General features: G+C 61.0%; 19 protein-coding genes, 1 tRNA gene and 2 pseudogenes. 10 read left to right on the top strand and 12 right to left on the bottom strand.

The annotated features are described in order from the left end of the window. Nucleotides 1-21: 21 nt before the first annotated feature. The 4 genes and pseudogenes from uxuA to O6X71_RS20540 form a co-directional block, all read left to right on the top strand. A pseudogene (gene uxuA, locus O6X71_RS20555) lies at nucleotides 22-1,193 on the top strand (mannonate dehydratase). Beyond that, nucleotides 1,190-4,666 carry a glycosyl hydrolase 2 galactose-binding domain-containing protein gene (locus O6X71_RS20550; RefSeq protein ID WP_353467518.1) on the top strand — a complete coding sequence of 1,159 codons (3,477 nt, stop codon included), beginning with the start codon at nucleotides 1,190-1,192 and terminating at the stop codon, nucleotides 4,664-4,666. The pseudogene uxuA and the gene O6X71_RS20550 overlap by 4 nt, the downstream one beginning before the upstream one ends. Nucleotides 4,667-4,787: 121 nt before the next feature. Next, the gene (locus tag O6X71_RS20545; RefSeq protein WP_353467537.1) at nucleotides 4,788-5,612 is read left to right on the top strand and encodes a class I mannose-6-phosphate isomerase; all 825 of its coding nucleotides are present in this window, start codon (nucleotides 4,788-4,790) and stop codon (nucleotides 5,610-5,612) included. Between the two features lie 192 nt (nucleotides 5,613-5,804). Next, nucleotides 5,805-5,912, top strand: a pseudogene (locus O6X71_RS20540) (LacI family DNA-binding transcriptional regulator); the annotation flags it as partial. A gap of 37 nt (nucleotides 5,913-5,949) precedes the next feature. Here the strand turns inward: O6X71_RS20540 and O6X71_RS20535 are convergent. Then, nucleotides 5,950-6,927: an SDR family oxidoreductase gene (locus O6X71_RS20535; protein ID WP_353467516.1), complete on the bottom strand. Its 978-nt coding sequence runs from the start codon at nucleotides 6,925-6,927 to the stop codon at nucleotides 5,950-5,952. 160 nt (nucleotides 6,928-7,087) lie between these two features. After that, entirely contained in the window at nucleotides 7,088-7,387 is a 300-nt protein-coding gene (locus O6X71_RS20530) for a hypothetical protein (RefSeq protein WP_353467515.1), read from the bottom strand. Nucleotides 7,388-7,626: 239 nt separating this feature from the next. On the opposite strand from O6X71_RS20530, the gene O6X71_RS20525 reads away from it, so the two are divergent. After that, nucleotides 7,627-7,944, top strand: coding sequence for a hypothetical protein (locus O6X71_RS20525; RefSeq protein ID WP_353467514.1), 318 nt, complete (start codon nucleotides 7,627-7,629; stop codon nucleotides 7,942-7,944). A gap of 408 nt (nucleotides 7,945-8,352) precedes the next feature. Further along, a complete protein-coding gene (locus O6X71_RS20520) occupies nucleotides 8,353-8,577 on the top strand; it encodes a hypothetical protein (protein WP_353467513.1) in 225 nt (74 codons plus the stop codon). Nucleotides 8,578-8,725: 148 nt separating this feature from the next. On the opposite strand, the gene O6X71_RS20515 is transcribed toward O6X71_RS20520, so the two are convergent. The 9 genes from O6X71_RS20515 to O6X71_RS20475 form a co-directional block, all read right to left on the bottom strand. Beyond that, nucleotides 8,726-10,606: a sensor domain-containing phosphodiesterase gene (locus tag O6X71_RS20515; RefSeq protein ID WP_353467512.1), complete on the bottom strand. Its 1,881-nt coding sequence runs from the start codon at nucleotides 10,604-10,606 to the stop codon at nucleotides 8,726-8,728. A 252-nt stretch (nucleotides 10,607-10,858) separates the two neighbouring features. Next, nucleotides 10,859-12,094, bottom strand: coding sequence for an integrase (locus tag O6X71_RS20510; protein WP_353467511.1), 1,236 nt, complete (start codon nucleotides 12,092-12,094; stop codon nucleotides 10,859-10,861). Nucleotides 12,095-12,307: 213 nt separating this feature from the next. Further along, a complete protein-coding gene (locus tag O6X71_RS20505) occupies nucleotides 12,308-12,826 on the bottom strand; it encodes a hypothetical protein (RefSeq protein ID WP_353467510.1) in 519 nt (172 codons plus the stop codon). A 48-nt stretch (nucleotides 12,827-12,874) separates the two neighbouring features. Continuing rightward, complete coding sequence (locus O6X71_RS20500; RefSeq protein WP_353467509.1) at nucleotides 12,875-13,219, bottom strand: hypothetical protein; 345 nt, start codon at nucleotides 13,217-13,219, stop codon at nucleotides 12,875-12,877. Nucleotides 13,220-13,328: 109 nt separating this feature from the next. Then, nucleotides 13,329-13,955: a hypothetical protein gene (locus O6X71_RS20495; RefSeq protein WP_353467508.1), complete on the bottom strand. Its 627-nt coding sequence runs from the start codon at nucleotides 13,953-13,955 to the stop codon at nucleotides 13,329-13,331. A gap of 1 nt (nucleotide 13,956) precedes the next feature. Further along, a complete protein-coding gene (locus tag O6X71_RS20490; RefSeq protein WP_353467507.1) occupies nucleotides 13,957-14,454 on the bottom strand; it encodes a hypothetical protein in 498 nt (165 codons plus the stop codon). A gap of 412 nt (nucleotides 14,455-14,866) precedes the next feature. Continuing rightward, nucleotides 14,867-15,142: a hypothetical protein gene (locus tag O6X71_RS20485; protein ID WP_353467506.1), complete on the bottom strand. Its 276-nt coding sequence runs from the start codon at nucleotides 15,140-15,142 to the stop codon at nucleotides 14,867-14,869. Between the two features lie 50 nt (nucleotides 15,143-15,192). Next, nucleotides 15,193-15,429: a hypothetical protein gene (locus O6X71_RS20480; RefSeq protein ID WP_353467505.1), complete on the bottom strand. Its 237-nt coding sequence runs from the start codon at nucleotides 15,427-15,429 to the stop codon at nucleotides 15,193-15,195. Between the two features lie 165 nt (nucleotides 15,430-15,594). After that, nucleotides 15,595-19,452, bottom strand: coding sequence for a MobA/MobL family protein (locus O6X71_RS20475; RefSeq protein WP_353467504.1), 3,858 nt, complete (start codon nucleotides 19,450-19,452; stop codon nucleotides 15,595-15,597). 368 nt (nucleotides 19,453-19,820) lie between these two features. Here O6X71_RS20475 and O6X71_RS20470 point away from each other — a divergent pair, with 368 nt between their 5' ends. The 4 genes from O6X71_RS20470 (at nucleotide 19,821) to O6X71_RS20455 (ending at nucleotide 25,670) form a co-directional block, all read left to right on the top strand. Then, nucleotides 19,821-20,723, top strand: coding sequence for a hypothetical protein (locus tag O6X71_RS20470; protein WP_353467503.1), 903 nt, complete (start codon nucleotides 19,821-19,823; stop codon nucleotides 20,721-20,723). A gap of 102 nt (nucleotides 20,724-20,825) precedes the next feature. Further along, nucleotides 20,826-21,791 carry an SAM-dependent methyltransferase gene (locus O6X71_RS20465; protein ID WP_353467502.1) on the top strand — a complete coding sequence of 322 codons (966 nt, stop codon included), beginning with the start codon at nucleotides 20,826-20,828 and terminating at the stop codon, nucleotides 21,789-21,791. A 687-nt stretch (nucleotides 21,792-22,478) separates the two neighbouring features. Further along, complete coding sequence (locus O6X71_RS20460) at nucleotides 22,479-23,753, top strand: hypothetical protein (RefSeq protein ID WP_353467501.1); 1,275 nt, start codon at nucleotides 22,479-22,481, stop codon at nucleotides 23,751-23,753. A gap of 249 nt (nucleotides 23,754-24,002) precedes the next feature. Continuing rightward, nucleotides 24,003-25,670, top strand: coding sequence for a recombinase family protein (locus O6X71_RS20455; protein WP_353467536.1), 1,668 nt, complete (start codon nucleotides 24,003-24,005; stop codon nucleotides 25,668-25,670). Here O6X71_RS20455 and O6X71_RS20450 read toward each other — a convergent pair. Then, nucleotides 25,627-25,703, bottom strand: a tRNA-Met gene (locus tag O6X71_RS20450). The genes O6X71_RS20455 and O6X71_RS20450 overlap by 44 nt on opposite strands.

Raw genomic sequence — 25,703 nt, 5'->3', positions numbered from 1 at the left:
TCCCTTTCGTTTCCATACCCCATGGAACAGACAATGCGGTGGTTCGGCCCGCCTGATCCTGTCTCGTTGTCCGACATTCGACAGGCCGGGTGCACGGGCGTCGTCACGGCGCTCCACGAGATACCCAATGGCGCGGTGTGGCCTATCGAGGCGATCGCGCATCGCAAGGCGCTCATCGAGCAGGCCGGTCTCAGGTGGTCGGTGGTCGAAAGCCTGCCGGTTCACGAGGCGATCAAGCTTGGCGGCCCGAGCCGGGAGGACGCGTTGGCGAACTACAAAAAGAGCCTGGTCAACCTCCATGCATGCGGCGTCACGACGGTGACCTACAACTTCATGCCACTTCTCGACTGGACGCGGACCGATCTTGCCTACGAGCTTCCCGATGGCGCGTTGGCCTTGAGGTTCGAACCAGAAGCGCTGGCGGCCTACGACATTCACATCCTGCGACGCCCTTCGGCCGAACGGAGCTATTCCGATCACGTCAAGGCTCGCGCCGCAGTCTATTTCGCTTCGATGGACAGCGCGGCGCGTCACTGCCTGGAGCGCACGATCATCGCCGGACTTCCCGGTAGCGAGGAAAGCTTTGGCTCTGCGGCATTCCTTGCCGCGATAGAAGGCTATCGCGAGATCGACGCGCAGACCTGCGTGAAAATCTCTGTGGCTTCCTGCGCGCGGTATGCCCGCTCGCGGACGAGCTCGACATGCGACTGGTGATCCACCCTGACGATCCGCCCTTCGAGCTCTTCGGCTTGCCGCGAGTGGTCGGATCCGCAGACGACCTGGACAAGCTGTTCGCAGCTGTGCCCAACGTCTCGAACGGTCTCTGCTTCTGCGTCGGCTCTTTCGACGTCGCCGCGCAGAACGATCTGCCCGCGATGATACGCCGCTTCGGCGACCGTTTTCACTTTCTCCATCTCAGAAACGTGCGGCGCGAAGCAAGTGGCGGATTCCACGAGGCCACACACCTGGGTGGGTCCAGTGACATGGTCGCGATCATGAAGGCCATCCGTTCGATATCGATGTCGGGACGGCGTTCGATCCTAATGCGTCCAGATCACGGTTACCGGATACTCGACGACCTGAAGAAGTCGGGAAGCAACCTTGGCTATTCCGCGATTGGGCGGCTCAGGGGGCTCGCCGAACTGCGCGGGCTTGAAATCGGCATTGCCGCCCATGAAGGAGAATTGCAGTGAAGCGCATCGTTTTGAAGAGCGTCCTTCTGGCGTTAGTGGCCGCAGGAGCGGTCCCCGGAACCGCGCAGCAGGTCGACTGGGCTTCCCCGCGACTCCAGCAGCCGAAAATGGATGCGTTTGGCCCCTACGACGCCGAGTTCATCGCTGGTGGGGACACCATATCGAAGCGCGCTCAGGGCTATGCCGAAGGCGAGCACATTCCCGCAGGCGCGGCATGGACGATGTCTGCCTGGATCAAACCGGCAAGGCTCGTGCCTGGCCGGGTCGAGGTCGCCGGCGTCGGCAGGCCCGGGGACGATGCTTCGCGCTCGTTGGATCTGGTCGATGGACGATTGAGCTTATCAATGGGTGGACGATCCCTCCGAGGCGGTGGGCCGCTCGAGATCGGCAGATGGCACCACGTGGTCGCAGTCAGCGACGGCGGAACAGCCCGTCTCTACGTCAATGGGCGCGAAGTCGGTAAAGGGACCACGTCGGCGTCCTCGCCCGAAGCGCTGATCGTGCTCGGCTCGCGCACGCTCGGCAAGCCAGGCTATGCTGGCCGCCTCGCGGCTTTCGTTGCCGCTCCGCAGGCCTACTCCGCCGAACGGATACGTAGTGAGGCTGCAGTCGTGCCGGATGAAAATCTCGTCCGTTTCGAGACAAACAGCCCCAGTTGGCCTCTTCAGGTGCGAACGCAGTACGGTGAGGCCGTGCCGCAGCGGGCCTGGACCCTTCCGAAGGGCATCGCGCCGTTCTCGCGCCCTCAGCCCTCGCCCGCGGTGGTAGGCAGCCCGCTGACTCCGGTTCAAGATGGCCTGTTCGCGGTCAACGGCTGGAGAATGGTCGAAGCTCCGAGCGTCTCGAGCACGCCGGAGCTGCTATCGAGCGCTGGCTACGATGCAAGCAGATGGTTTCACGCGACGGTCCCCGGAACCGCGCTGACGACCCTGGTTGATCGTGGGGTCTATCCGGACCCGCGCGTGGGACTGAATAACATGGCCATCCCCGAACGGCTTGCGCGGCAGGACTACTGGTATCGGACCGAATTCACCCTTCCTCGAACGGAAGGGGGCAAGAGGCAGCGGCTTGTTCTGAACGGCGTCAACTATCATGCCGACGTCTGGGTCAATGGTCGACGGGTGGGAGACGTCAAAGGCGCTTTCGTGCGAGGTCGGTTCGACGTTACGAGCCTGCTAATGCCCGGTAGCTCGAACGCGATCGCGATCCGCGTATCCCCGCCGCCCCATCCCGGCATCCCCCATGAGCAGTCGATGACGGGCGGGCGGGGCGAGAATGGCGGCGCCATGATGATCGATGGCCCGACCTTCACCGCCAGCGAGGGGTGGGATTGGATACCCGGCATCCGCGACCGCAACACCGGGTTATGGCAAGGCGTCGAACTGCAATCCACAGGTCCCCTGGCTATCGGCGATCCCGAAGTGTCCACGGATCTGCCCAAGGACGATAACTCGCTTGCGGATGTCTTCATTGACGTGCCTGTGACGAACGTTGGTGATACCGCGATGGATACTACCGTGAACGCCGCCTTCGACGATGTCTCTGTAGCTCGCCGGATCAGCGTACCGCCCAGGTCGACCGTGACGGCGCGCTTCAACCCATCGGAATACACCGCCCTGCACGTTAGGAACCCGAAGCTCTGGTGGCCAAACGGATATGGCGCCCCGGCGCTGCACCAGCTCAGGCTTTCCGTGGATGCCGGGGGCACGGTGTCCGATCGACGGCAGCTGTCCTTCGGAATGCGGAAGGTGACCTACGAACTGTCCTCGCTTGATCCGCACGGTGACCTGGAGCGCGTCGAGGTCGATCTCGCGGAGGCGAAGCGACTTGGGACCCCGATCATCGACGAGCGGAACGCGGCTCTTCGAAAGGTCCCCAATGGGTGGGCGAACTCGTTGCGGCCCGGTTCCGAGCTGTCACCGGCGGTCCGCAAGGTCGTCAGCGACCCGCGCCTTTCTCCGAACCTCGTCCTGAGGGTCAACGGAGTCCGGATCGCGGCGCGTGGCGGCAACTGGGGCATGGACGAGATGATGAAGCGGGTGGAGCGAGAGCGGCTCGAACCCTATTTTCGCCTTCACCGCGACGCCGGTCTGAACATCATCCGAAACTGGATGGGCCAGAGCACTGAGGAGAACTTTTTCCAGCTCGCCGACGAATACGGCATGATGGTCCTCAACGATTTCTGGGAGTCCACGCAGGACAACAACGCGGAAGCCGAGGACGTCCCTCTGTTCCTGGAGAACGCGCGCGACGTCGTCCGACGTTTCAGGACCCATCCGTCTATCGTTATGTGGATCGGTCGTAACGAGGGTGTACCTCAGCCGATCCTGCAGACGGCGTTGCAGAACATGATCTGGGAGGAGGATGGAGGCCGACTTTACAAGGGTTCGTCACGGATCATAAACCTTGGCGGATCCGGGCCATACAACTGGCGTTCCCCGGAAGGCTACTTCACCGATTTCGCGAAGGGCTTCGCGGTCGAAGTAGGCACGCCGAGCTTTCCCACGCTCGAAGCGTGGCAGAAGGCGGTCCCCGGGGCCGATCAATGGCCTATAAACGACACTTGGGCCTACCATGACTGGCATCAGGAACGAGCGGTCTCAGTGGCCAGCTTCATGGATGCGATGAAGCTGCGCTTGGGGGAGGCGACGAGCCTGCCCGACTTCGAGCGCAAGGCTCAGCTGCTGAACTACGAGTCCCATCGTGCGATCTTCGAGGGCATGAATGCCGGGCTGTGGAGAACGAACAGCGCCCGCATGCTCTGGATGTCGCATCCGGCATGGCCATCGGCGAATTTTCAGATCTATTCGTCCGACTACGACACGCACGCTTCTTTCTATGGAACGCGTAAAGGGACGGAGCCCATCCATATACAGATGAACCTGCCGGATCGCAGCCTAACGCTGGTGAACACCACCAATGCCCCGTTGCAGGACGTCACGGTCACCGCTCGCATCGTATCGCCCAGCGGGCAGGAACTAGCCACAAAGTCGGCCGTGGTTAGCGCCGCAGCCGATGACATAGCCGATATACGTAATCTCGACGTCGGTAGGGATGACGGATTGAGGTTCGTCAAGCTCACGGCGACGAGCGCCAAAGGCGTTCTGTTGTCTGAAAATCTCTACTGGGATGCGAGCGATCCGGCAGCGTTCAAGGCGCTAGACGACCTGCCCAGGATCCGATTGGATATCGCGTTTGGTGGCACGTCACCGAATTCCGATGCTGGGATCGACGTCATCATACGCAACACGTCCACTTCGCCCGTGCTCCAAGCAAAGCTGACGCCGTTCGATGCGGCGGGAGTGCAGATACTACCTGCCTGCTTCACGGACAACTACGTCTCCCTTCTCCCCGGCGAAACGAGACGACTGCGTCTGCAGATACCGGCTGACCGGAAGCTCGGTGAGCTTCGGGTTCGAGGCTGGAACGTCGAACCCGCGTCGCTTTCCTTCTCCTCCCGAAAGGGCGGCTGAAAATCGGGAGAGAACGTCGGTTCGACCAGAGATCCGAATCCACCTCCACCTGCCCACCTTGTGCGAATGGCTGGCCAAGCGGGCCTGCCACCCGCCCTTCTCGATCAGGAACACACACGACATGCCTGCTGAGCTGCTCACGACGAAACGAGTGGAGAAACCCTGGGGTCGCCACAGCCTCTACGGGGGCTTCACAGACCCGGCCGAGAACGACGGACCGATCGGGGAGATCTGGTTTCAATCCTCCGAACTGTCCGACCCGGAGCTTCTGATCAAGTATTTGTTCACCAGCGAAAAGCTATCCGTGCAGAATCATCCCTCCGACATGGAAGCCGCAAAACGTGGCCTTCCGCGTGGCAAGGACGAGTGCTGGATCATACTCGACGCGGAGCCAGACTCGACGATCGCTTTAGGTCCTTTGGAACCCATGACCCGAGAGGTTCTCCGCGCAAGCGCAGAAAACGGCACCTTGGAAGGCAGACTGGACTGGAAGCCGGCCAAGCCAGGCGACTTCTTTTATTCGAAGTCGGGTGTCGTCCACGCGATCGGGGCGGGTCTCACGCTGATCGAGGTCCAGCAGAACTCCGATACGACCTATCGCCTGTTCGACTACGGCCGACCGAGGGAGCTCCATCTGGACGACGGCGTCGCCGTAGCGGAACTCGATCCTTGGACGGCGGAGCCCCAAGGCGGGGTCGTCGAACCCGGCCGTGAGATACTGGTCGAAGGCCCGACGTTCGTTCTCGAACGCTGGACCGGCGGTGATCGCAGGATCGATATGCCTGGGAATGCCCGAGGCTGGCTCGTTCCGGTACGCGGCACGGGAAGCGTAGGCGGGATCGCGTGGAAGGCAGGGGAATGTCTTATCGTGACGGGAAACGAGGATCTGGACGCATCGGACGATGCGGATCTCCTGTTCGCCTACCCTGGCGCGGCCCGGATTTGACCGGGTTAGAGGCGAGCGGACGCGACATGTCTCACGTCACTTGGGTTAGATGTGTTGCATCGCGCAGCGACGATAGTGACGCCCCGCTGTTAGCGGGCCGCCTGATGGGTGCGGCTTGGTGTTGAGCGGGCTTAGGGACAGCATGGTGTTTAGGATCCAGCATCAGCGGCTCCCGGCCGAGTTGATCACCGGATGACCAGAAAATGCACTTCGTTCGACGTCGCCGAGGGGGCCGGGGTATCCCAATCGACCGTCTCGAAGGCCCTGCGCGGCAGCGGAGGCGTCAGTATCGATAGCCGTATGCCCGAGCGCACCGCGAGATAGCGGTCGTCCTCAATCACCGACGACGGCCGAGCCAGACACCGACCCCCGCAAGGCCAAGAATCGCCATACCGCCCGCCGCGGCTGCCACCTTGCGCCCCCGGTGTGGATCGCGCCGGCCACCATCTGGACCGGCGGGGACGCCAGGTTCGAACAACACCCCGTCGTTGTCGTTGCCGTCGGCCGCACGGGCCGACCAGGAGTCGAGAAAGCCGCTCATGATCGCCGCCAGCAGGTTCGGCGCCGCGAACTCGCCGAGTTTGAATGCGATTGCCGGTGCGCCGACGGCGGTAAGGTTACGAGGGTGCGTGGCAAGCCGCACGACTGCCTTCGCCACCGTCTCCGGTCCAAGCGAACCTGGGGGCAACGAGAGCCGGGCACCTGTATAGTTACCGGCGTGGTCGACGCCGGGTGTATCAACAAAGGTCGGGCAGACGTCGCATATGTGGATATGCGGGCGCTTTGACACCTCACCGCGCAATGCGGAACTGAATCCGCGCAACCCGAACTTGCTCGCCGAATAGGCCGCGGCATAAGGCGTAGCGACAAAACCGCCGGCTGAGATCATGTTTACCCAAGTGCCGTGATCCTGCGCGAGGAAGATCGGCAGTACGGCATGGACGCCGTTCATGTGGGCGACGAGGTTCACATCGACGACACGGGCGTGATCCGCGATCGGGACGTCTTCGTACCGGCCAAGCACACCGACGCCTTCGCAGCTGAACCACAGGTCAATGCCACCGAGCAGATCGCGCGCCTCAGCGGCGAATGCGGCCACTGCGCCTGCGTCGGTGCAATCTACTGGTCGGACGATTGCGCTGCCGCCAGCTTCGACGCAGCGCTGCGCGACGTCGTCCAGCCCGTCCTCGCCGCGAGACCCTAGGACAAGCCGCGCTCCCGCTTTTGCGAAAGCCATCGCCGTTGCCGCGCCGATACCGCTCGATGCACCGGTGATTACCACGCGGCGCCCGGCCAGGTTACGATCAGCGCTCATCGGACGATGCTCAAGGCGGCTGACTTTACACCTACGGGAAGACAACGCGGGCGCGTTAGACGAACTGTCCTATCATCATGCATAGGCACTCAACGTCCCGGAGGCGCCGGGGTGTCCACGAGAGACAGCACGATGTTCCTCGGGATCGCTGCAGGGATGATCAGTTCGGATTGGTATGCGGTTCCTTGGGGCCATCGTTCAACGATCTGAGCTGCGCTTCACGAGTTGGGTCACCACCACCGCCATGTGGAACTGGCACATCGATAGGGCTGTTCGGCGTTGCACCACCGCTAAGCTTTTCCGATCCGCTCAGGACATCCGCGGCATCGGCACCGCCTAGCCCCCCGCCGCCCGGCGTTTCGATCATCTGCGCATCGTCTAAAACGATCGCCGCGTTATCCGCGTCGTTCGGCTCCGGCTTTATGTCGTCAGGTGCAATGTTCGGCTGTTCGGTTGCCATGTCGATCTCCTTTGCTCGCTCTAGAACCTTCCAAGCGAGGCTAGTTTCCGATCAACTCAATGATTTAAATCCTTGTTGTCAGGAGACAGGAACCCCTGAGAACACCGTCTCGGCCCACCCCACCTCATGGCCATTCATGCAGCATCACCTGGGAAGATCAGAGGCAAATTCCGCCGCTACGCCCTCATGGATATGTTCGAAAATCTAGGCGTTTTGAACATCCTCACAGGGAGAGCATGATGCCCGATACGTTCAAACCAACTGAAAAAATCGCCGCCAATGCAAAGAAGGGGCTAAAGTTACGCGACGATTTCGGGCGAGGCGGTACGGACGTCGGGGTTCGTCGCGCCGAGCAACTGGCAGCGCAGGACGATGTGACCGCCGAAGATGTGAAGTCGATGCATAGCTACTTCGCGCGTCATGAGGTCGATAAAGACGGCAAAACATATGAGTGGGGATCGGACACTGATCCTTCTGCCGGCTACATCGCCTGGCTTCTCTGGGGAGGCGATGAGGGCAAGGAATGGGCTGATCGACACGCCGAGAAGCTCGAATAGAGAGCTCTCGAACGGAGAGCGCGATCACGACCGGATTTTGATCACGGTTCATCACCACTTTAACGCGGATTGCCGGCCCGATGCCGTTGGCGCTCCTCACTCCTGTAATTGATCGGCGCCTGTCAGATGTACGTTCTCCTTTTCGCTGCGGCCGCAGCCCTAGTGCAATCTCCGGTTGCCGGATCCGTGGTGAAGCCGGGCACGATAGCGATCGTTGCTGCTGACAGTCCGACCACGTCTCCCACTATCACGAAAACGTTCACGGACGCCGTTCAGCGAACCCTCCTTCGAACAGCCTTCCTGCCCCTGCCCGACGCGAACCACAGCCTTTACGTCGCCAAGGTTGAGGTATCGCAGACACAGCGCGGCGTCGTACGGTCCGGCAGCAACCGATCAGACCGACCGGGCATGGCGGCCGGGCTTGGCGGCCTGTCGCTGACTTTGCCTTCGGGGAAGGATCAATTGCGCGGACTGATCGTAACCCGTCTCCAGGTGACGGTATCGCTGCGCCGCGACAATCACGTCGTATGGACGGGGCAGGCGACCACGGTGCGCGCTAGCGGCACACGAACGGGCGCCCCTTCCGTTGTCGCTACGGCGCTGTCGGACGCCCTCCTGACGTGGTTTCCTTGACAGTTGCCCGGTCCGCTGTCTGTTCCGTAAGGCCTGATAAACACGGTGATCGTCACCCGATGATCCGCGGCAACACGCAACTGCGGCAATTCATCAATCCGACATCCTGCCGCTGAGTGCTCCATTCCTTTCAGGGCTGGATCGTCAATCAGCCCACGCCAGATCGCGTCGCAATCGTCGGTTGTGCAACGCCCTGCGCATGGCCAAGGAGAAGGTCCGTCGTCGTATCGCGGTTAACTGCGGGCGAGAAGATGTACCCCTGCCCTAACGTACAACCGATCGCACGAAGCTGCTCGACTTGTTCTTCGGTTTCGATCCCCTCGGCGACGATCCTGATGCCCATCTTTTTCGCGATACGGATAAGGCCTTCGACGATGGTCACGCTGACGCCGTCGGGTTCGAGGTGATCAACGAACAGTTTGTCGATCTTGATGACATCGACGGGAACGGTGAGCAGGTGCGTCAGCGATGCGAAACCCGTTCCGAAGTCGTCCAGCGCGACCCGTATGCCGTCAGCGCGTAATGCCCTGATCGCTTGCTGTATCGCTTGGTCACCGCGGCCCATGTACACCGTCTCGGTTACCTCGAGGATGACGTGATCGAGAGGGACCCGTTCGCGCTCGAGCGCTGCGGCTAGAACCTGTCCTACGGCACCGCCACTTAAATCCGCAGACGAGACGTTGATACCGACGTGTTGGAACGGAATACCCAGATCCAGCCAACGGCGTAGGTCAGCCGCGACAAGAGCCATCATCCTGGCAGTGAGTGAGGTCGCAACCTGGGCGTCGGCAGTCGCCTCATGAAAAGAGGCAGCTGAGACCAGATTATCGCCGATGCGCATGCGGCAAAGCGCTTCCAGGCCGACGATCTCGCGCGTGTCTAGTCGGAAGATCGGTTGATAATGGGCCTCGATCCGGTCCTCTCGCAAAGCCGCGCTCAGGTCCCTGATCGCGCCCATACGCCGCGTCATGTTCGAGCGCAGCCCTGCCCAGTATCGTACGAAGCCGCCACGACCGGTCTCTTTGGCGTGGTACAGGGCAAAGTCGGCATTTTGCCGCACACTTCCCACCCCGGCGTCATCCGGTGAGAATGTAGCGCCTCCGATAGTAGCGCGCGGGACGATGCTATGCCCGCCGCAGTCGGCAGCAACCGAGAGCGCGCCTAGAACCTCATCAGCGATGTTCTCCAGATCACGAAGAGCTTCAGGAACCTGGAGAATGACTGCGAACTCGTCGCCCCCGACGCGAAACGTTCGCCCGGGGCTGACCGCTGCTGCGATCCTGTCGCTGGCAATCTGAAGAAGCTCGTCACCCGCATGATGCCCGAACGTGTCGTTCACGACCTTGAGATTATCGAGATCCAGCACGAACAGCGCCCAACTACCGACCGCAGCGCCTTCAAGTTTGGAAAGTGCGGCATGATACGCAGCCCGATTGGGGCAACCCGTCAAGGCGTCGGTAAAGGCCCGGCGCTGGTGCTCGAGGACACGCTCATGTCGCTCGATAGCAATTTGCGTGAGGTGAACGCACTTATCCACCACCTCGCGTTCGAAGGCCGTCGGCGCTCGGACGCTGCGATAGTAAAAAGCAAATGTCGCGATCGCGCGACCGTCTGCATCACATATCGGACTGGACCAGCAGGCGCGCAGCCCGTGCGGAAGTGCAAGGTGTTTGAACTGCGCCCAGCGGACGTCGGTCTCGATATCAACGACCGTAACATCTGTTTTCAGATAGGCAGCAGTACCGCAGGAGCCGGCTAACGGGCCGACGGACAGGCCATCCAACGCTTGGGAATATGCTTCCGGTAGGCTTGGCCCGGCCAGCGGATGAAGCAGGCCTGCTACATCGACTATTAAAACCGAACAGATTACCTCCGGAAGGATCCGCTCTACTTCTACACACAGCGTGGTACACGTTGGTGCAAGCCCGGCACCTTTGGCAATCATTTTCAAAATGGCGTTCTGAAGATGAAGCAGTACAGTTACTGTATCATAGCCTCCATGATATGGATCGGTTTCAGAAAGTCCCATGGAAACAGAGCCTATCGCAAAGCCGCTTTATATTTCTTTAAAGCTTGAATGAAACCCGTATATTAAAAACATACGTTCTGGATGTTTTTCTCGTCTTCCGGAATACGATTCTACAATCCAGCGCGAACTCGACTGATGATTACAAAGTCAATATTAAAACCGATCGCTGATGATCATCAACGATAGAATTTGAAACGCGTTACTACGTTGCCAAGCCAATTGCATGCCGATGCGGCCGTCGGTTCTCCACCTTCAGCTTCTGATCCGAGATAGGACGCGCGCCGCGACATTGCTGCGCGCGGCGAGTTTCCGCCCATAGCGCAGTGCGGTCGATGGCGAAGACCAGCGTAGTGCCTGGGCAATGCCAACGCCGTCCTCCCCGGCCGCAAACAGATCCTGCGTCAGCCCTACCCGCAGCGAGTGGCTGGACAGCGCCCTCGCCGCCTCCTCAACCTTCGCGATCGGCATCTCGACCAGCCCCTGATCGAAGGCGCTCAGCGCCACCCTCCGATAGATCCCGTTGACGCCCTGCCAACTAAGCGAGGCCGTCCCGACGGTGTAGACCGTCCTCGCCGGTTCGGCCTTCTTGCCCTTCAGCTTCTCCTGCCAGTGCCGCGTGTGGCCCGGGATCGCCTCGTACGCCATCGGCGGAACCGCGGCGCGCAGACGGCGCCGATCAACCCCCACACGGCGGAAGACGGGCCCCTCGGTGATGGCACTCGCTACCAGCCAGGCGCCAACGCGGCGCATCGTGTCCGCGGACAGCCAGCCCCAGGCCCCCTGCCCTTCCTGATCGGTCTTGGACGACGGAATGAACAAGAGCGCCGAACCATCGCTGTGCGGATCGATATGCGCTACGGTGACGGCGACAAGCTCGCTGACGCGCAGTCCAGCGTCATAGCCAAGCGAGAGGAGCGCGGCATCACGCAGCCCCTGGAGATCGCCGCTACAGGCGCCGAGCAGCGCCGTCAGCGTGAACCCCTTGGTATGGGGATCTAGCGAGGCCCCGAAGCGCAACGGGGCCGCCTGGCGTTGGGCAGCGCCACGCCGTCGGCGCAGACCCTTGAGCGCGGCGCGGACCATGACGTGGCTGGTGGGCGCATGCCCCCTCTCCTGCATCCCTGACAGGCCGTGTGCGGTGGCAAGACTTGCAACCCGCCGGGCGACCGTCGCGGGTTTAGCGCCCCGCGCCTCGAGCATGGCAATGTAGCGGACCAGGTTTTCGGGCTCGGCGGGCAGCGGGGCGACACGGATGTCCTCACACCAACGCAGATAGCAGGCCAAGTCCGACGCCAGCGCCGCCTTGCTCGCTGCTGCCATCGCGCCAAGCTGCACGGAAAAGCCGATCTCGCTGACGGGGCCGGCATCAGCGGGCAGCGCAAGGCCCAGCAACCGGGTAACGCGGACATCGATTGGCTCGACGATCCCATGCCGTGCCCGGACCGGAAGCCCCTCCCCATCGGTGCGATGGACGATGATTTCGCTCATAAGGGCCGCGCCCGCTGGTTCGATTTACCCTGCATTCCGGCTTCGTAGCACATCGCTGTAATTACCATAATGTCCGATTATGGTAAGTGCTTCGGCGCTCTCTGAAAACCAAGCAAACATAGTAGGCGTCGTCTGCATTGAGCATCGAGGTCACTACGAAATCCAAGTTTGAGGCGGGGCGTTAGTAAAGCCGCCCCGCCCGCATTTCGGTACCTATTGACCGGCTCGTGCTTTGCAACAGGCTCGAACCACATCAGCTGCGGCTCGCTCAAGCCCAGCCGCACGATCGGTCCACCGGTCGAACGGTGCGATGAGCGACACCCAGATCCCATCGGGGCCGACCGTGAGGAACAGGTCCTGGTGCTGTGGCACGAGGTGGAGCTGCCCATCCAGGTCGCGGAAGAGACTGAGGTCAGGCAGGAGGATCGGCCCGGTGGTCGACCTGAGGGCGACGTCGACCCGCACCGGGTCGAGCGTCTCGGGGTAGAAGCCGTGACGCACGAGGAGCGTATCGCGATACTTAGCCGATCGCAGCAGCGCCTCGTCGAAAACGCGGACGCTGACCGGGGTGGCGGCCAGCACGACATTGTGGTCGAGACTCTCGAGGGCGCCGGCGGGCAAGCCAGTGTAGCCGCCGAGCGGGTAGTAGGTTTCGCCGCCGAGCGCGGCGAGGAAATAGTCGAGCAACGCGTTCGACGTGGACGGCAGCGGTTCGTGGAGCATGCGGTGCATGACGGTAGACCTTCTTTTTGGCGTGATCCCCGAACCGACTGGTTCGGATCAGGCCCGTTCGCTTTTCATCGCGCTTCCCGGGCTTCGCCTGCCTGTCCTTCCGATCCCTTCCCCTTTCCGCGGTCGCGGCAGCGTGCAGCGATCCCTGCCGTTCCATCCAATTAGATCGCCGAGAAGGGCGTAGCCCCAGCGGTCGAGCAAACGGGCGCTGTCCGCCACGGTGAGCGGGCCAGCTCCGCCACCTACGTCAGGACAATAGGAGTGCATCATGGTCACTAAAGCATGGCCATCGGCGCCCAGCGGCTGCAGCTGCCACCACTGACCGAGCACGGCAGAACTGAGCAGCAGCATGGCGGCGAAGCGGAACACCATGGGTGGATTGCGCGCGATCATCGTCTTTTCTCCATCGGGCTTGTTTCCCCGTCGAGATCATCCTGCGTCTGGCCACCGGGATCCGGATGCCGGTGGTGCCGATTGCCGGAGGCGCTCGGAACCCTCACCTTCACGCCTCCGGCCTGCGACGCCATGCTTCGCAGAAGTCGAGCCATCGCTCGGCCCAGGCGCCATGCTCGCTTTCGGCGAGGTCCGGATGCAGCTGAGCCCATCCGCACGCATTATGGATACGGCTGAGCACGACGATGTGAGCGTGCGGCGCTTCCGCGGCGAGTTGATCACCGGGCGCGTGCAGCACGGCAAGGCTGGTGAGCTGCCTCGCCCGTGCCAGATGCAGCATGGCCCAGGTGGTCGCCTTGTCGAACTGATCGTGCAGCGGTTCACCGCGAACGAACGGCAGCGTCAGGACGGCAGCGAGCAACCGCTGATGCTCGGGCACCGCCTCGTCATAATCGGCGAACAGGCGTTCGAGCGACACCGGGTCTGCGACACCCGGCGCGAGCAGCAGTCGGTGATCCCGAGCAGTGGTCGGCATGCCGCAGCGGGTTTGCGGGCTGATCGGTCCGGGCTCGATTGGGTTCATCTTGGCGAATGCGAGCCGCGACAGGCTGCGCTCCTTCCCCTTGGAGCGGGGACGTAACAGCGCATAGCCAAGACCCGTCACGCCCGGCTGGCGCACATCGAACATCATGTCCGACGCTTCGCTGGGGCTGGCCCAAACCTGGAGACGGCTCATATCAGCGCCCCGCCATCAAGGCCGCAAGCGCGTCGGCGCCGAGCGCGAACCCATCTTCGCGCTCCTCGTCGCTGCTCCATGGTGGCACCTCGCAACCGCGCAGGCCTACGCTGAAGAGCGCAAAGACGGTGTCGTCTGGGTGATTGGGGACGAAATGCGCCGGTGCGCCTGCTCCGAGCCACAGCCGGGCAGGCATCGACCAGAACAGGCGATGTCCATGCAGGCCGACCGTGAAGCGGACGCTCGTTGTATCGGCGCCATCTGCCCGCCCCACCAGCGCGTCGCACCCGAACGCCGTTATCACCTCACCCACGTCGGCGACATCGCTGCCATCCGACACGATGGACGGCACGAGTAGCAGCCGTGCAGTGCGCGCATGGAGATAGTTGCGGACTCTCGACATCGGCACGTCTAGGTCGGGTTCGAAGCGCAAAGCCGCCAAGCGTGCAACCATGAGCGCTGCCGCGATGGCGGCAGCCTCGTTCGAATAATGGTTCATTATGTTCGTCTCTCTAGGGAGCAGGCGCGCGGGCTGTTCGCGGCGCCTGTCAGGGATCATTTCACCTTCCGGTTCAGCCGAAAGGCTCCCCCCACCCTCTCTTCACTCGTCTCTGGGTTAACGTCATGCCGCTGCGGTGCAGCCGGCTCATCGGTGCGTACAGATCGTCTTGGCTTGTAAACTGGCTCGCCTAGATTTGGCCTGTTCGCCAGCATGCGAGCTGAGGCGCTGAAACCTTGTCAGTAAGTAGCCGAAGGCCCAATTCGAATCAGTTTTGGCCGGGACGCGAGCGTGCGTGTCCAGGCTTGCTTCGTGACCTAAGACGCGCGCGCCTTCAGTGCAGGTTTCCAATCTTCGGCTCGATTAGCCAGCTCATCGACAATTAACTACCCTGCTGGGCGACGCTTTTAGTTCAGGGTTGCCAACCAGGAACGAGCGCCATGAGCCGAAGCGCCTCGATGTGACCGATTGCCTTACAGGCGACCAGAGGTTCCAAATCGGCTGCCGCGAGATGACGCAGTTCAGGCTGAGCGAACGGTGGCGTCTTTAAAGTCGCCAGGCATTCGATGATTTCGATGATGGTCCAGCTACGGACATCCACCTCAATCACGCGCCGCTGCTCAAAGGTCCAGATCGTTTCGCTGTCGGTCAGCACACTTCCGTTCAGGCCGGACGATCGCAGCCACAAGCCGCGCACGGTCGTCCAGTGAGGCGGTAGGACAAGCCGACGGCCGCCTCTCACAATGTCACCTGAGCGATCTGGCGGCGCGCGCATGCACAGTGGATCTCCGCTAGCGCCGCTAGATATGCGACCTCCGTGATGGTCATGCGCCACTCGACCTGCTCGCCGCCGCAAGCCGTTTGTGCGATCGTTCGATCGGCCAGTGACGAGATAAATCCATCGAGCCGGGCGATGATACCGCGCAAACCTGCCCAATACTCGTGCGCTGCCCGCACGTTGTTGAGACCGTCCATATGTCCTCCGCGTCGCGGGGGCCCAGGCGAACTGCCTTTTGCTCCTTCCCATCACGACCCGACGCTCCTCAGGCTTCAACTTCGTATCAGGGATCTTTGGGTAGTAGGACAATCACGACAGAGACATTGGCTGGACTTGATATTTCTAATCAGGCCTTGACGGTGTCAGCGCCCGCGATCGCGAGGTCTACCAATACCAGAACTCGGCATTTCTGCCTCGACCTGATCTGTGATGAGTATTCGGTTCCATTGAAGATTGGACTTAAATTTATCGTTTGCTGACGATGGCCGCGCAACGGCGTTGAGCATTTGCCATCCACCGGGAATGTCCCGTAACGCGCAAAAGCTTTCCCAGACCGCTGCAGAACTGAAGCCGATATTGATGCAATTGTCGCTTCGCACGATCGCACCAAGACCTGCCCCAAGGTAATGCAATGGCATCGCGGCCGCTTCATCGAGAAGATCGCGCTGCGGGCTTGGCAACGCCCGATACTGCGGTGACTCTCGGTGGGCGGCTAGCTGATTGGAGAGCCAAGGTTCAGGAAAAAGTGCCTCTTTAACGGCCAAGTGAGCGCGCCCGACAGGTTTGCTATCTGGAGCCGTCGCTTGCGCACGCGCCGACGTCGTCGGCGTTGCTTGGCCCTCTACAGGACGACCTGCGATGTCAAGCAACGCACCGTTCTGAGCTTTTTCTGGCATCGGAGGAGCCGCTCGATCAATGGTCCGAGTTTTAGCGATATCGCGGGCACGCTCTGTAGATGACTTTACGCGACTTTCGCCTTTCGCCAGCATTTTCGGCATCTGGCTGTTGTCTGCTTTCGAGCGGATTCCGTCCTCGCTCCCAGTCTCTTCAGTCTCCGACTGCTTCTTCCCGCGGGGCAGCGTCTCCTGAGCCGCGACAGAGGCGGGATCCATCGCGATGACCGGCGAAATTGGACGGCGTTTCGGACTCCGTGGGATGCGATCGTCTGTTAGCTCCGGCGCTGGCTCATTGGGATCAACGGCGCTCGCTTGCTTAGCCGAACCATTCGGAGAAGCTTCATCTGACGAACGGGTCAGCGGATTGTCCGACGAGGGACCGTTAATTTGCGCGTGTGGGTCTGGCTCATTCTGAAGCGTCGCATTAGTCGCAACGGTGTCGGGACCGATTAGTCCAACCGCATCGCCCGAGATCGGCTTCATGCGAGCGGCAGAAGCCGACATCGGCTTGTCAGCGGTATTCGGCGGTTTTGGCGAATCAGTAAAATCGATGTTTCCGGATTCTCGGAAGGGACGATCATGGATCCTCGCCTCGTTTTCGGCTTGATCATTCTCGCTTATTTCTACCTCTGAGAGCTGGCTTAGGGCGATATCCTTCCCCCTCGTATCTGGAGCGTCCATGGCATGGGCCTGGACGTCCGCCCTAGAAATCGATCCCGGTCCACCATCGTCTTCGCCGCTCAAGCGTGGGTAGAAGTTTGCTGCGCCCAGTGCGGCCCTGACATCCTCGTCAAGATTCCAACTGGCGGTAATCGGGGCCGTAGTTTCCACAGACTTGGTCTCTGCAGATGTCGGTTGTTTTGCGAACAGCCCGGCGTCGTTTGGCCGAAACGTCCGGGTCGCGACTGGGACAACAGCAGCGCTGACTCCGCCTGAACCGGCACGTAGCGGCGAGAGTGCCGACACCAGTTTTACCGTCGAGTGATCCGTTACGGGTTTCATCATCTCGCCGCGTTCTTGCGTCGCATGCGGCTTGCCAATCAAGATTTTCTCGTTCGGCGCATTCCTGTTGACGAAGGCAACGTCAGCGTCGAAGCGGCCTCGCAGAAACAGCGGATGCGCCCCATAACGCCGGTTAAGTGTTGCTATCGCATCGTTGGCTGTTTTCGGGTGCCGTGTCCGGACTTTAAGTTGGTCAACACCGTGTTTCGCGACGTAGCGGAGCAGGCGCCCAACGCCGTCGGTCTGCGCCAAGATGGCCGCTTCAAGAGCACGGTCTGCACGAAACGCAAAGGCGGGGTTTACGAGCAATTCAAGGTCGAGCGACTTGAGCCCCTTAAACTGCGTGCGCCCGTCCTCACGCCACAGGTGAACAAACGTCGTAGCGTCATCAGCCTGTTGTGGATGCCGGTGAATGTATCGGATGAGCTCGTCGAAGTGCCGGTGTGATGAAAGACGAGTGATATGCTGCGCCGCCAACACCGAGCCCGCAACCCAGGCCTGCTCTAACGCAATCCGGTCACACAGCTTTTGTGCCCGTGCTTCCAGGCGCTCCATTTCCAATGTATGGTGTTGCGCGGCGGCTTGATACGGCGCGATCGCCTGCTCAATTTCGTCCATGTGGGCGAGCGCCAGCTGGTGCCTGGCCGCGATCCTGCTCCGCTCTCGAACATCCGCCGATTTCGCCAGCCCGGCATCGATATCCGCAATAAGGCGAGCGCAGTTCTCGGCCAGCCGAACTGCCGCTGACAAAGCCATTTCAAGCTGTAGAGCCACCTCATCAAGTGCATCACGGCCTTCTTCGATATGTTGAAATATGCCAGTGAGCTCGTCTCGTAGCTTTGCCATCGGCACGTCGCCAACACGCGGCTCGACCGCTCGAAAGGCCTTAAGAATTTCGACGTGACGATCACGGCGCTCGCGCGAACGGTTGGCCAGCTCGAGCTTGCGTGCAGACCAGTATGTTTGCGCATTGTCGCGATCTTTCGGCACATCGATGCCCGCCTTCACCAACGCCGAAGCCGCCTTGCCGAGCGACATCATCGGCGCCGCTGCTATGCCCATCTGTTCGTAGGTGCGCGGATCGTACAACCGTCCGGAACGTGCCCGCGTGAGATGGAAGTTACATATGTCGGCAAAACGTTTGCGCAGGGCAACAACGTCTGCGCTGGCACTGGTTTGATGAAACGTGCTTTGCCGACGTTCCTTCGTCCAGCCCGCCAGTTCGCCAGGACGGAGCTTGCGGCCCGAAGCAAGATCAAAGCGACCGTCCGCGCCGCGCCTGCAAATCGCTGGATAGAATATGAAATGAGGATGATGATTGGCGCGGTGGTTGTAGCCATTGGGTCTGTGAAGTGCTGCTGTGAAGGGAAGGCCAAGGGTGTCAAGCTCTGCACCAAACTGTGTGACGATGTCCCTATGCGCGGCGGCATCAAGCTCGGCTGGCAGTGATGCTACGAACTGTTTTTGCACTTGCCCAAAACGTGGTCGAACGAAGTGCAGCCCTCGTGTCTTCAGGTCCGCGCCGTAGGTTGTGCCAAGCTGTCCTGCCCAGTCGAGATCTTCTTGTCGAAGCTCGAGTTCCAGCAACCGGCTGCCATCGCGGACGTAGCAGCGACCTTGATCAATTTGCTCCCCTCTCCTGAGCGCCGCAACAATGTCGATCAGAGCTGCTGGGGCGTTCGGGTCGGCGCTCAGCATCTCCCAATCGCTTTCGCTCATCGTGGTCAGGTTCAATCGCAGGCGCGGCGCACCGGCCTTGCGTTCGACCCTCCAAGCTTCTTCCCAGAACGCGATGCGTTCTACACCAACGTCCGATATGTTCGAGTGAATGAAGACGACGCGAGAGTCCGGGTCGTTGACTGAATCATCGGCTTGATCACCATCGACGACATAGCGCTCGGAACCTGCTGCCCTCGACAATTCACGGGCCCAGTTGTCGGTAAGATACCGTTCTTGCCCTACGGCAGCATTGACTGAACTACGGCCTGCTGCGGTCACGCCGTCGCTTCTGGAGATCGTCGAAAGGCGCGTGTGAAAACTGGTTGCGCCGTTCGCCGCGGTCGGCCGTTCGCCGGCAGCCGGTCGTTGAAGATTGATGGTACCGACCCAACGAGACTTCCGGCTCGTCACGGCTTGGATTCCACGCTCCCGTCCGGGTCTGACTGTCCCGACAAGCGCTTCCCGCTCCTGCCAATCGATACGTCGACGCAGCGCTTCGGTCATATGAGTTATGTCGGCGGGAACGGGCATCTCGGTGTCCAGGATGATGGTGCGACAACCAGCATGCCCGAATGGCGATACGCAGTAATGGGTAACTAACAATCGCCCAAGATATGCTGCCCCTGCCCCGCCTTCCGGAGGCACAGCCAGAGGACCCCTGCGCGCTCGGCGTGCAGGCCGACCCTGCCCCCGACTTCCGCACGCGGAAATCCGATTATAGCGCAGCGCGCGCAAATAACGGCTTGAGCCGTTGTTTGCAGCTTTGCACAAAAACCTGAACTTCCCACTGTTTCCTCCCCCTCGCGTACACGTGCACGCGAACACGCATGTGCGGGTGAGCACGTCATGGGTGAAGGCGCGCACATCCGCGCCTGTGTGAAATGAAGATTTAGGTACCCTGTCAGGGGCTCGGTCAGCCGCCTTAAAACATGGTCGATGACGCACTGTCGCATCATCAGGAGCCAAAGACAATGACCGATAAAACCGACCCCGCCATCACGGGTGTGCTCGCTGCTCTCGCCGTTGAACTAGGCATCACGGCCAATCGGCAACCGTGGAGTATGGACCGGATCGCCGCTCTGATCGATATGCCTGCGCGACGTGATCTCGTCACCGAATTGCTGTTCGGCATCCTGCCTGCAACGATCGATGCCGGCCAATGGATTGCCTGGATACAGGGCGACCAGCCGCCAGTCCCGGCCAGTCTGCAGAACCCGGAGAACAGCGCCCGGCCATCCGCACGTGGCGCAGTGCAAGCAGCGACGACCAAGCATCAGTCGGCAATGGATAAAGTCGCCCGTCTGGAAGCGCAGCTGCTGCAGGCGAAGCAGGAACAGGTAGTTGCCCAAGCAGACCGTCAACGTAGTGCAGACCAGCTCCGCGCTGTGGTCGTCTACCGAATCATGGTCGAGATTGGCCGTCAGGCATCCGGTATCGCGCTGGGTCCTCTCTATGCCCTCGCGCGCGCGGTCTCACCCTATCTGCAGCAGGATCTGGCGTTCGAAAACGCACTCGACGATCAGGGGCGTATCCTCCTGAACGAGCGTCGCCAAACCCGCGAACAAGACAGTCGCGAGATGCTCGACCGGCTCGACCGCTACGCAGGCGAGCAGGCGCTCGAACTGAAGCTTCATCGCGCCATGCTGAAGGTGATTCGGGCCTTTCATGACGAGAGGGAGGCCGAGAACGCGGCAGCGCGTGAAGCTGGTCAGAGGTTGCCCACCGTCAGGAAGCGACAGGCGGTACGCCGCACCTCCGAGGCGCAACAGCGCGACGTCCACCCGGCCGCACCGCGGGCAGACGTCATCGATGTTTTCGATGCCTTCGCGAGCCTGCGGTCTGACGCTTCCAATGACAACGACGAGCCCGCGTGAGTTCATTCGTGGGAAGCAAATGCGAGTGGCTGCTCGGCTCAAATTGTCGAGCAGCCGGGATTTTTTCGTCGAACATACGGACATGAATGAGGAGCAAAGACGATGGGCAAGATCAACGACGTTAAGACCACAGCCTCCAGGGTTTCGACACATCCGGTAAGCGGCCTTCGGAAGGCCGCCTCATCCTCCCCGAAGTTGACGTTCGAACCAAAGCCGTCAGCCATGACGAAACGAGCGGCAAGCAACGACAATAGCGCGTCAGACAGGAAGTACGATCAGTACTATACGCTACCAGATGTCGCCGCCTTTTTCTACGACTGTTTCAAAGAATATTTCGATCCTTCCGAATACAGAATGGTCGAGCCTAGCGCCGGGACGGGATCGTTTTACAAGATATTGCCCAGCGGCAGTATCGCCTTTGATATCGAACCTAAATACCCTGGCATCATTAACGCCAACTTTCTCGACGTTATAATCAAAACTGACCGACCAATTGCAATCATCGGCAATCCGCCTTTTGGCAAGAACTCCAGCACAGCAGTCCGATTCTTCAACCATGCTGCTCGCCAGTCCAGCGTAATTGCGTTCATTCTACCAAGGACGTTCCGGAAGGCATCGATCGTGAACCGGCTTGATCGTTCCTTCCATCTGGTGCGCGAATGGGATGTGCCTGCCGACGCATTCCTGTTCCGGTCCAAGCCGTACGATGTGCCAGCGGTATTCCAGATCTGGCGTCGCAAGCCGGAACTCCGCAAACCGCGGCCAGTCGAGACGCGACACCCCGACTTCAAATTCACGACGAAGGAATGTGCCGATTTCGCCATTCAGCGCGTAGGTGGACAGGCCGGTCGAGTGCATCAGGACTTTTCCAAGAGCCCGTCTGCGCATTACTTCATCGAGGGGAACGTCAGGCACGCCATGGAACAAATTGACTTCGCTAGAGTCACTGGCGACGTTGCAGGCAATCCCAGCCTCGCAAAGTCCGAAATCGTCGCGCTATATCGCGAGTGGAAATTAAAGAATTCGAAAATCAACGGTAGCTCGCGTATCATTACCAAACAGCTTTAGTACCTGAAGCTACGGTTCCTCCCGAGCATCGAATACAATCGGCATTTCGGCGGGAGAAACCTCAGTGTCTGTCAGATCGCGACAGTTCGGAAATCAACCTAGTTTTTCGGCGGTGTGCCGGAACAGCGTATTCGCATTTCGACCATACACCGCTGACGTAAATGGCTTGCCAGAACAGAACACCCGGCGTGGGCGGGAGAGCGAGCGCTCCGTCTTTTGACGCCCAATGCTTTGCCGACGCTTAAGCGATTACGCTGTCACCAACCGCACCCGCTCGCAAAAAGGTTCCGCGCTTTCACCATGGCCATGCGATTACGATCAGCCTCGCAGCGGCGCCTATTATACTCGTCTTGCGTTGGACGCAGTCCGCCACGTGCTGTTGGCGCAACTAAAATTTATCGGCTGGACATGAGGCGTTTCGCGAATTATATTCACCATGCCTCGTTTTGAGATGCGCGAACGAGGCACAGGTATTCGACTGCTGCTCGGAGTGGTTGCACGATAGGTTGCCGGGGCGCGCTATCAACCCTGCCTTTCCTCTCCCCGCCCGTGTGAGCGCGGGCCGGCTTGGACCGCGAGGTTCGGGCATGCGGGGCACCGGAAGCGGTCTCGCCGACCCGAGTACAACTCATGACGACTTCCGTTCTATCTACGCCGCGTTCGGCTACCCGCCTGCGTGCATCGCGCATGGCGACGCATGCGGTTTTTGCCTCTGACGTCACATCGGCGCACATCGAGGCACGCGCGGTAGGTTACATTCGCTCGACTCTGACAGGCGAGGCTAATGGGTCGCCCTCCAGCACCGCTATCAACGCGTCACCCCCGCCCGAACCCACCCCGGGTATTGTTTGGGAGGGCTCGCAGAGCGATCTGCGCAACGTCGCCACTCCTTCCCTATTAACAAAGTTGACGGTGCCGCCCCGCTATCGCCCGGCTGGTAACCCAAAATGGTGGGTGACCCGGATGCTCTTCGGCGGTTGCAACATCGACAAACCGGAACAACTGCAGAAAGACCTTGGGCTGGACCTCGATCGTCACGCAGCCAACCTGCATATCCTGCGGGACTCATGCCTTATAGGATGGCGGCGGTTGGTCCGTGGAAACCTTCTCGGGCTTTATCAGCTGGCGGAAACGACGCCGCAGCACGCGGGCCTGATCCGGAGTGTGGTTCATGATCACACGATCCTCATCGGGGCCCTTCGTGCACGCATGCTTGCCGAATATCTCCGTCGTATGGCAACCGAGCCGATGGGACCCCGCCTGGATATCGACGATCCGATTTGGGTAAAGCGCGGGGCCCTGTTTGCCGATCGTCTCGCCAGACCTGCAAAAAGCCTTGACCAGCTCCTGAGCAAGCTAGACCGCGACAAAGTTTACGACACGCCGCAGGAGGCATTCGCGTCCGCGCAGTTCGAGTATGATCCCCGGCTGTTGCAAATGGCCGAAAGAATCTCTGAGCAGCTCAGCGATGTCGATCTCCATGGAGACGCATTCACTGCGCTCGTTCGCGCAATACGAACCGAAATAGCCCCGTTAACGGCCATTACGCCTGCGATGCTACGTAAAGAAGGTTTCGGACGCGAGACCCTTGCCGAGGCGCAACTCGGCATGTCCGTTCCCGAGGCGGTTACCGTCCTCGCGATAAACCTTGTCTGCCTCAAGGGGCAGGTGCGAAAGGCCATGAAGGCGCTGGACGGCGGTTGCGGTCTTCCAGCCCTCTCACCCGTGCCAGCCGTTCCCGTGGGCGGCCGCGCGAAGGTGTGCCGCACCGCCAGTGCGCTGAAAGCCATCAGCGGCTGCGACCGTAATGTGGGAGACAGGAGTACCAATTCGGACAATAACTCTGGATCGACGCTGCTTGACCGCGTTGAGTCCCGGCTGGCGGAACCGATGCCAGCAGCCAGTCTCGAGCAGTTTCAGCTGCTAATGCCAGAGTGGTTGCGGCGAAACGGCGAGTTTTAGATACCCTGTTCACTCATCGTCCGAGTCGTCATCCCATCATGGATGAGACCCGCTGCCACTCCTGTTCGCGCCACCCCACCCGACGCTGCCAATCCGGCCTTCGCCATCGGCATGGCGAAGCTCGTCCGGCTGATGGCGAAGCAGGCGGCAGCCGACCATTATGAACGCTGCGCGCCCGCCTCTCGGGCAACCAATGATCCCGGCACGCCCGCCGCTTAATATACTCCTGACAGAAGGTGCTCCTCTGCCATGCTGATGCGCCCTGCCCCCCGCATCGTCCTCTACGGGCGCCACTCGACCGCGATGCAGACGGCCACATCGAGTATTGATCAGACCGAATCGTGCATGAAGCTCGTCACCTATGTTGGCGGCACCGTGATGGCGACGTATCATGACCCCGAACAGTCCGGCTATCGCCGTGATCGGGCGGGCCTGAGGAAACTGCTGGCGGACATCGAGTCGGGAACAGTCGACTTGATCGTCTGCGAAGCGCTCGACAGGCTTGCGCGCGATGCGGAGGATGTCGCGTGGCTCGGCAAAAAGCTGGCCTACCACCGTGTGCAATTGCACACCGTGAGCGAGGGCCATGTCGACGAGATCAAGTTCGCGGTTGCCGGGCTGCTGGGAGCGATCTTCCTCAAACACCTCGTCGACAAGACCCTGCGCGGCATGGAGGCGGCAGTGCTTGCGGGGCGGTGCGCCGGTGGTCGCTCCTACGGCTACAGGCGGGTCATCCGCCTTGATGACCGCGGTGAGCGTATTCGTGGCCTGCTCGAGATCGACGAGGCGCAGGCCGCCATCGTCGAGCGCATATTCACCGAGTTCGCGGCCGGCGCTTCGTCCATCCAGATAGCGACCAAGCTGAATACCGACGGCGTGCCTGGCCCACGTGGCGGGCAGTGGAATGCCTCTACGGTCCGCGGCGACCCGAAAAAGGCGACCGGCATTCTCAACAACCCGCTTTATGTTGGCCGGCTGGTATGGGGACGCCGGCAATGGCGTCGCAACCCCGACAGCGAAAAGCGCGAGCGACGCTATCGCCTACGCGAACATTCAGAATGGATCGAGGTTGCCGTGCCGGAACTGCGCATCGTCGATGACGCACAGTGGAGCGCGGTTCAGACACAGATCAAGCAGCGTTCGCGTCCCAGCACCGATGTTCCGGTCGCCCGTCAGAACCGCAGGAAGCACTTGCTGTCGGGACTCATCCGCTGCAGCTGTTGCGGGTCGGGCTACACTATTTCGGGCAAGGACTATTATCGCTGCGCCGGCCAGAAGGAGCGCGGCACCTGCTCGAACACGGTCTCGGTCCGAAAGGGCCCCCTCGAAACGGCGACCCTCTCGATTCTCCAACACCAGTTGCTGACCGAGGATCATGCTCGGCTGTTCGCCGAGGAGTTCCAGCGGGAGCTGGCGCGGCTGACGAGCACGTCGGCGAGGCAGGATCAATCGATCATCGACCGCCTCGCCGTCGTCACCCGCGAGATCGACACGCTGGCCGCCAACATGCTGGCAGCGGTGGCCAGCCCCGCCCTGCTGAAGCTCCTTGGCGACCGCGAGTCCGAGAAAGCGCGCCTGGAGAAACAATTGAGTATGCCAACGGCGGTCGCGCCCTCCGCTACGATCCTGTCGCATCCGGCTGTGCAGCAACTGTTCAAGGAGAAAGTCAGCCGGTTGCGCGAGGCGCTCGACGCTGAGACGGTCCGCGGCGAAGCGGCAGAAATCCTGTCGACGCTCATCGAAAGCGTGACGATCTACCCGGACGGCAGGGATGGCCCGGAGGCGGAGGTCGTCGCTAAGGTCGCAGACCTCGTCGCCTTTGCCACAAACGACAACGCCGCCCGTGAGGGCGGCATGTCGAGTTCTATGGTGGTGGTTGCGGGGACAGGATTTGAACCTGTGACCTTCAGGTTATGAGCCTGACGAGCTACCGGGCTGCTCCACCCCGCG

Source organism: Sphingomonas faeni (assembly GCF_040407505.1).
GTDB classification, from domain to species: Bacteria; Pseudomonadota; Alphaproteobacteria; order Sphingomonadales; family Sphingomonadaceae; genus Sphingomonas; species Sphingomonas faeni_E.
The sequence above is the reverse complement of the archived record's forward strand: the minus strand, read 5'-3'. Positions and strand labels throughout refer to the sequence as shown.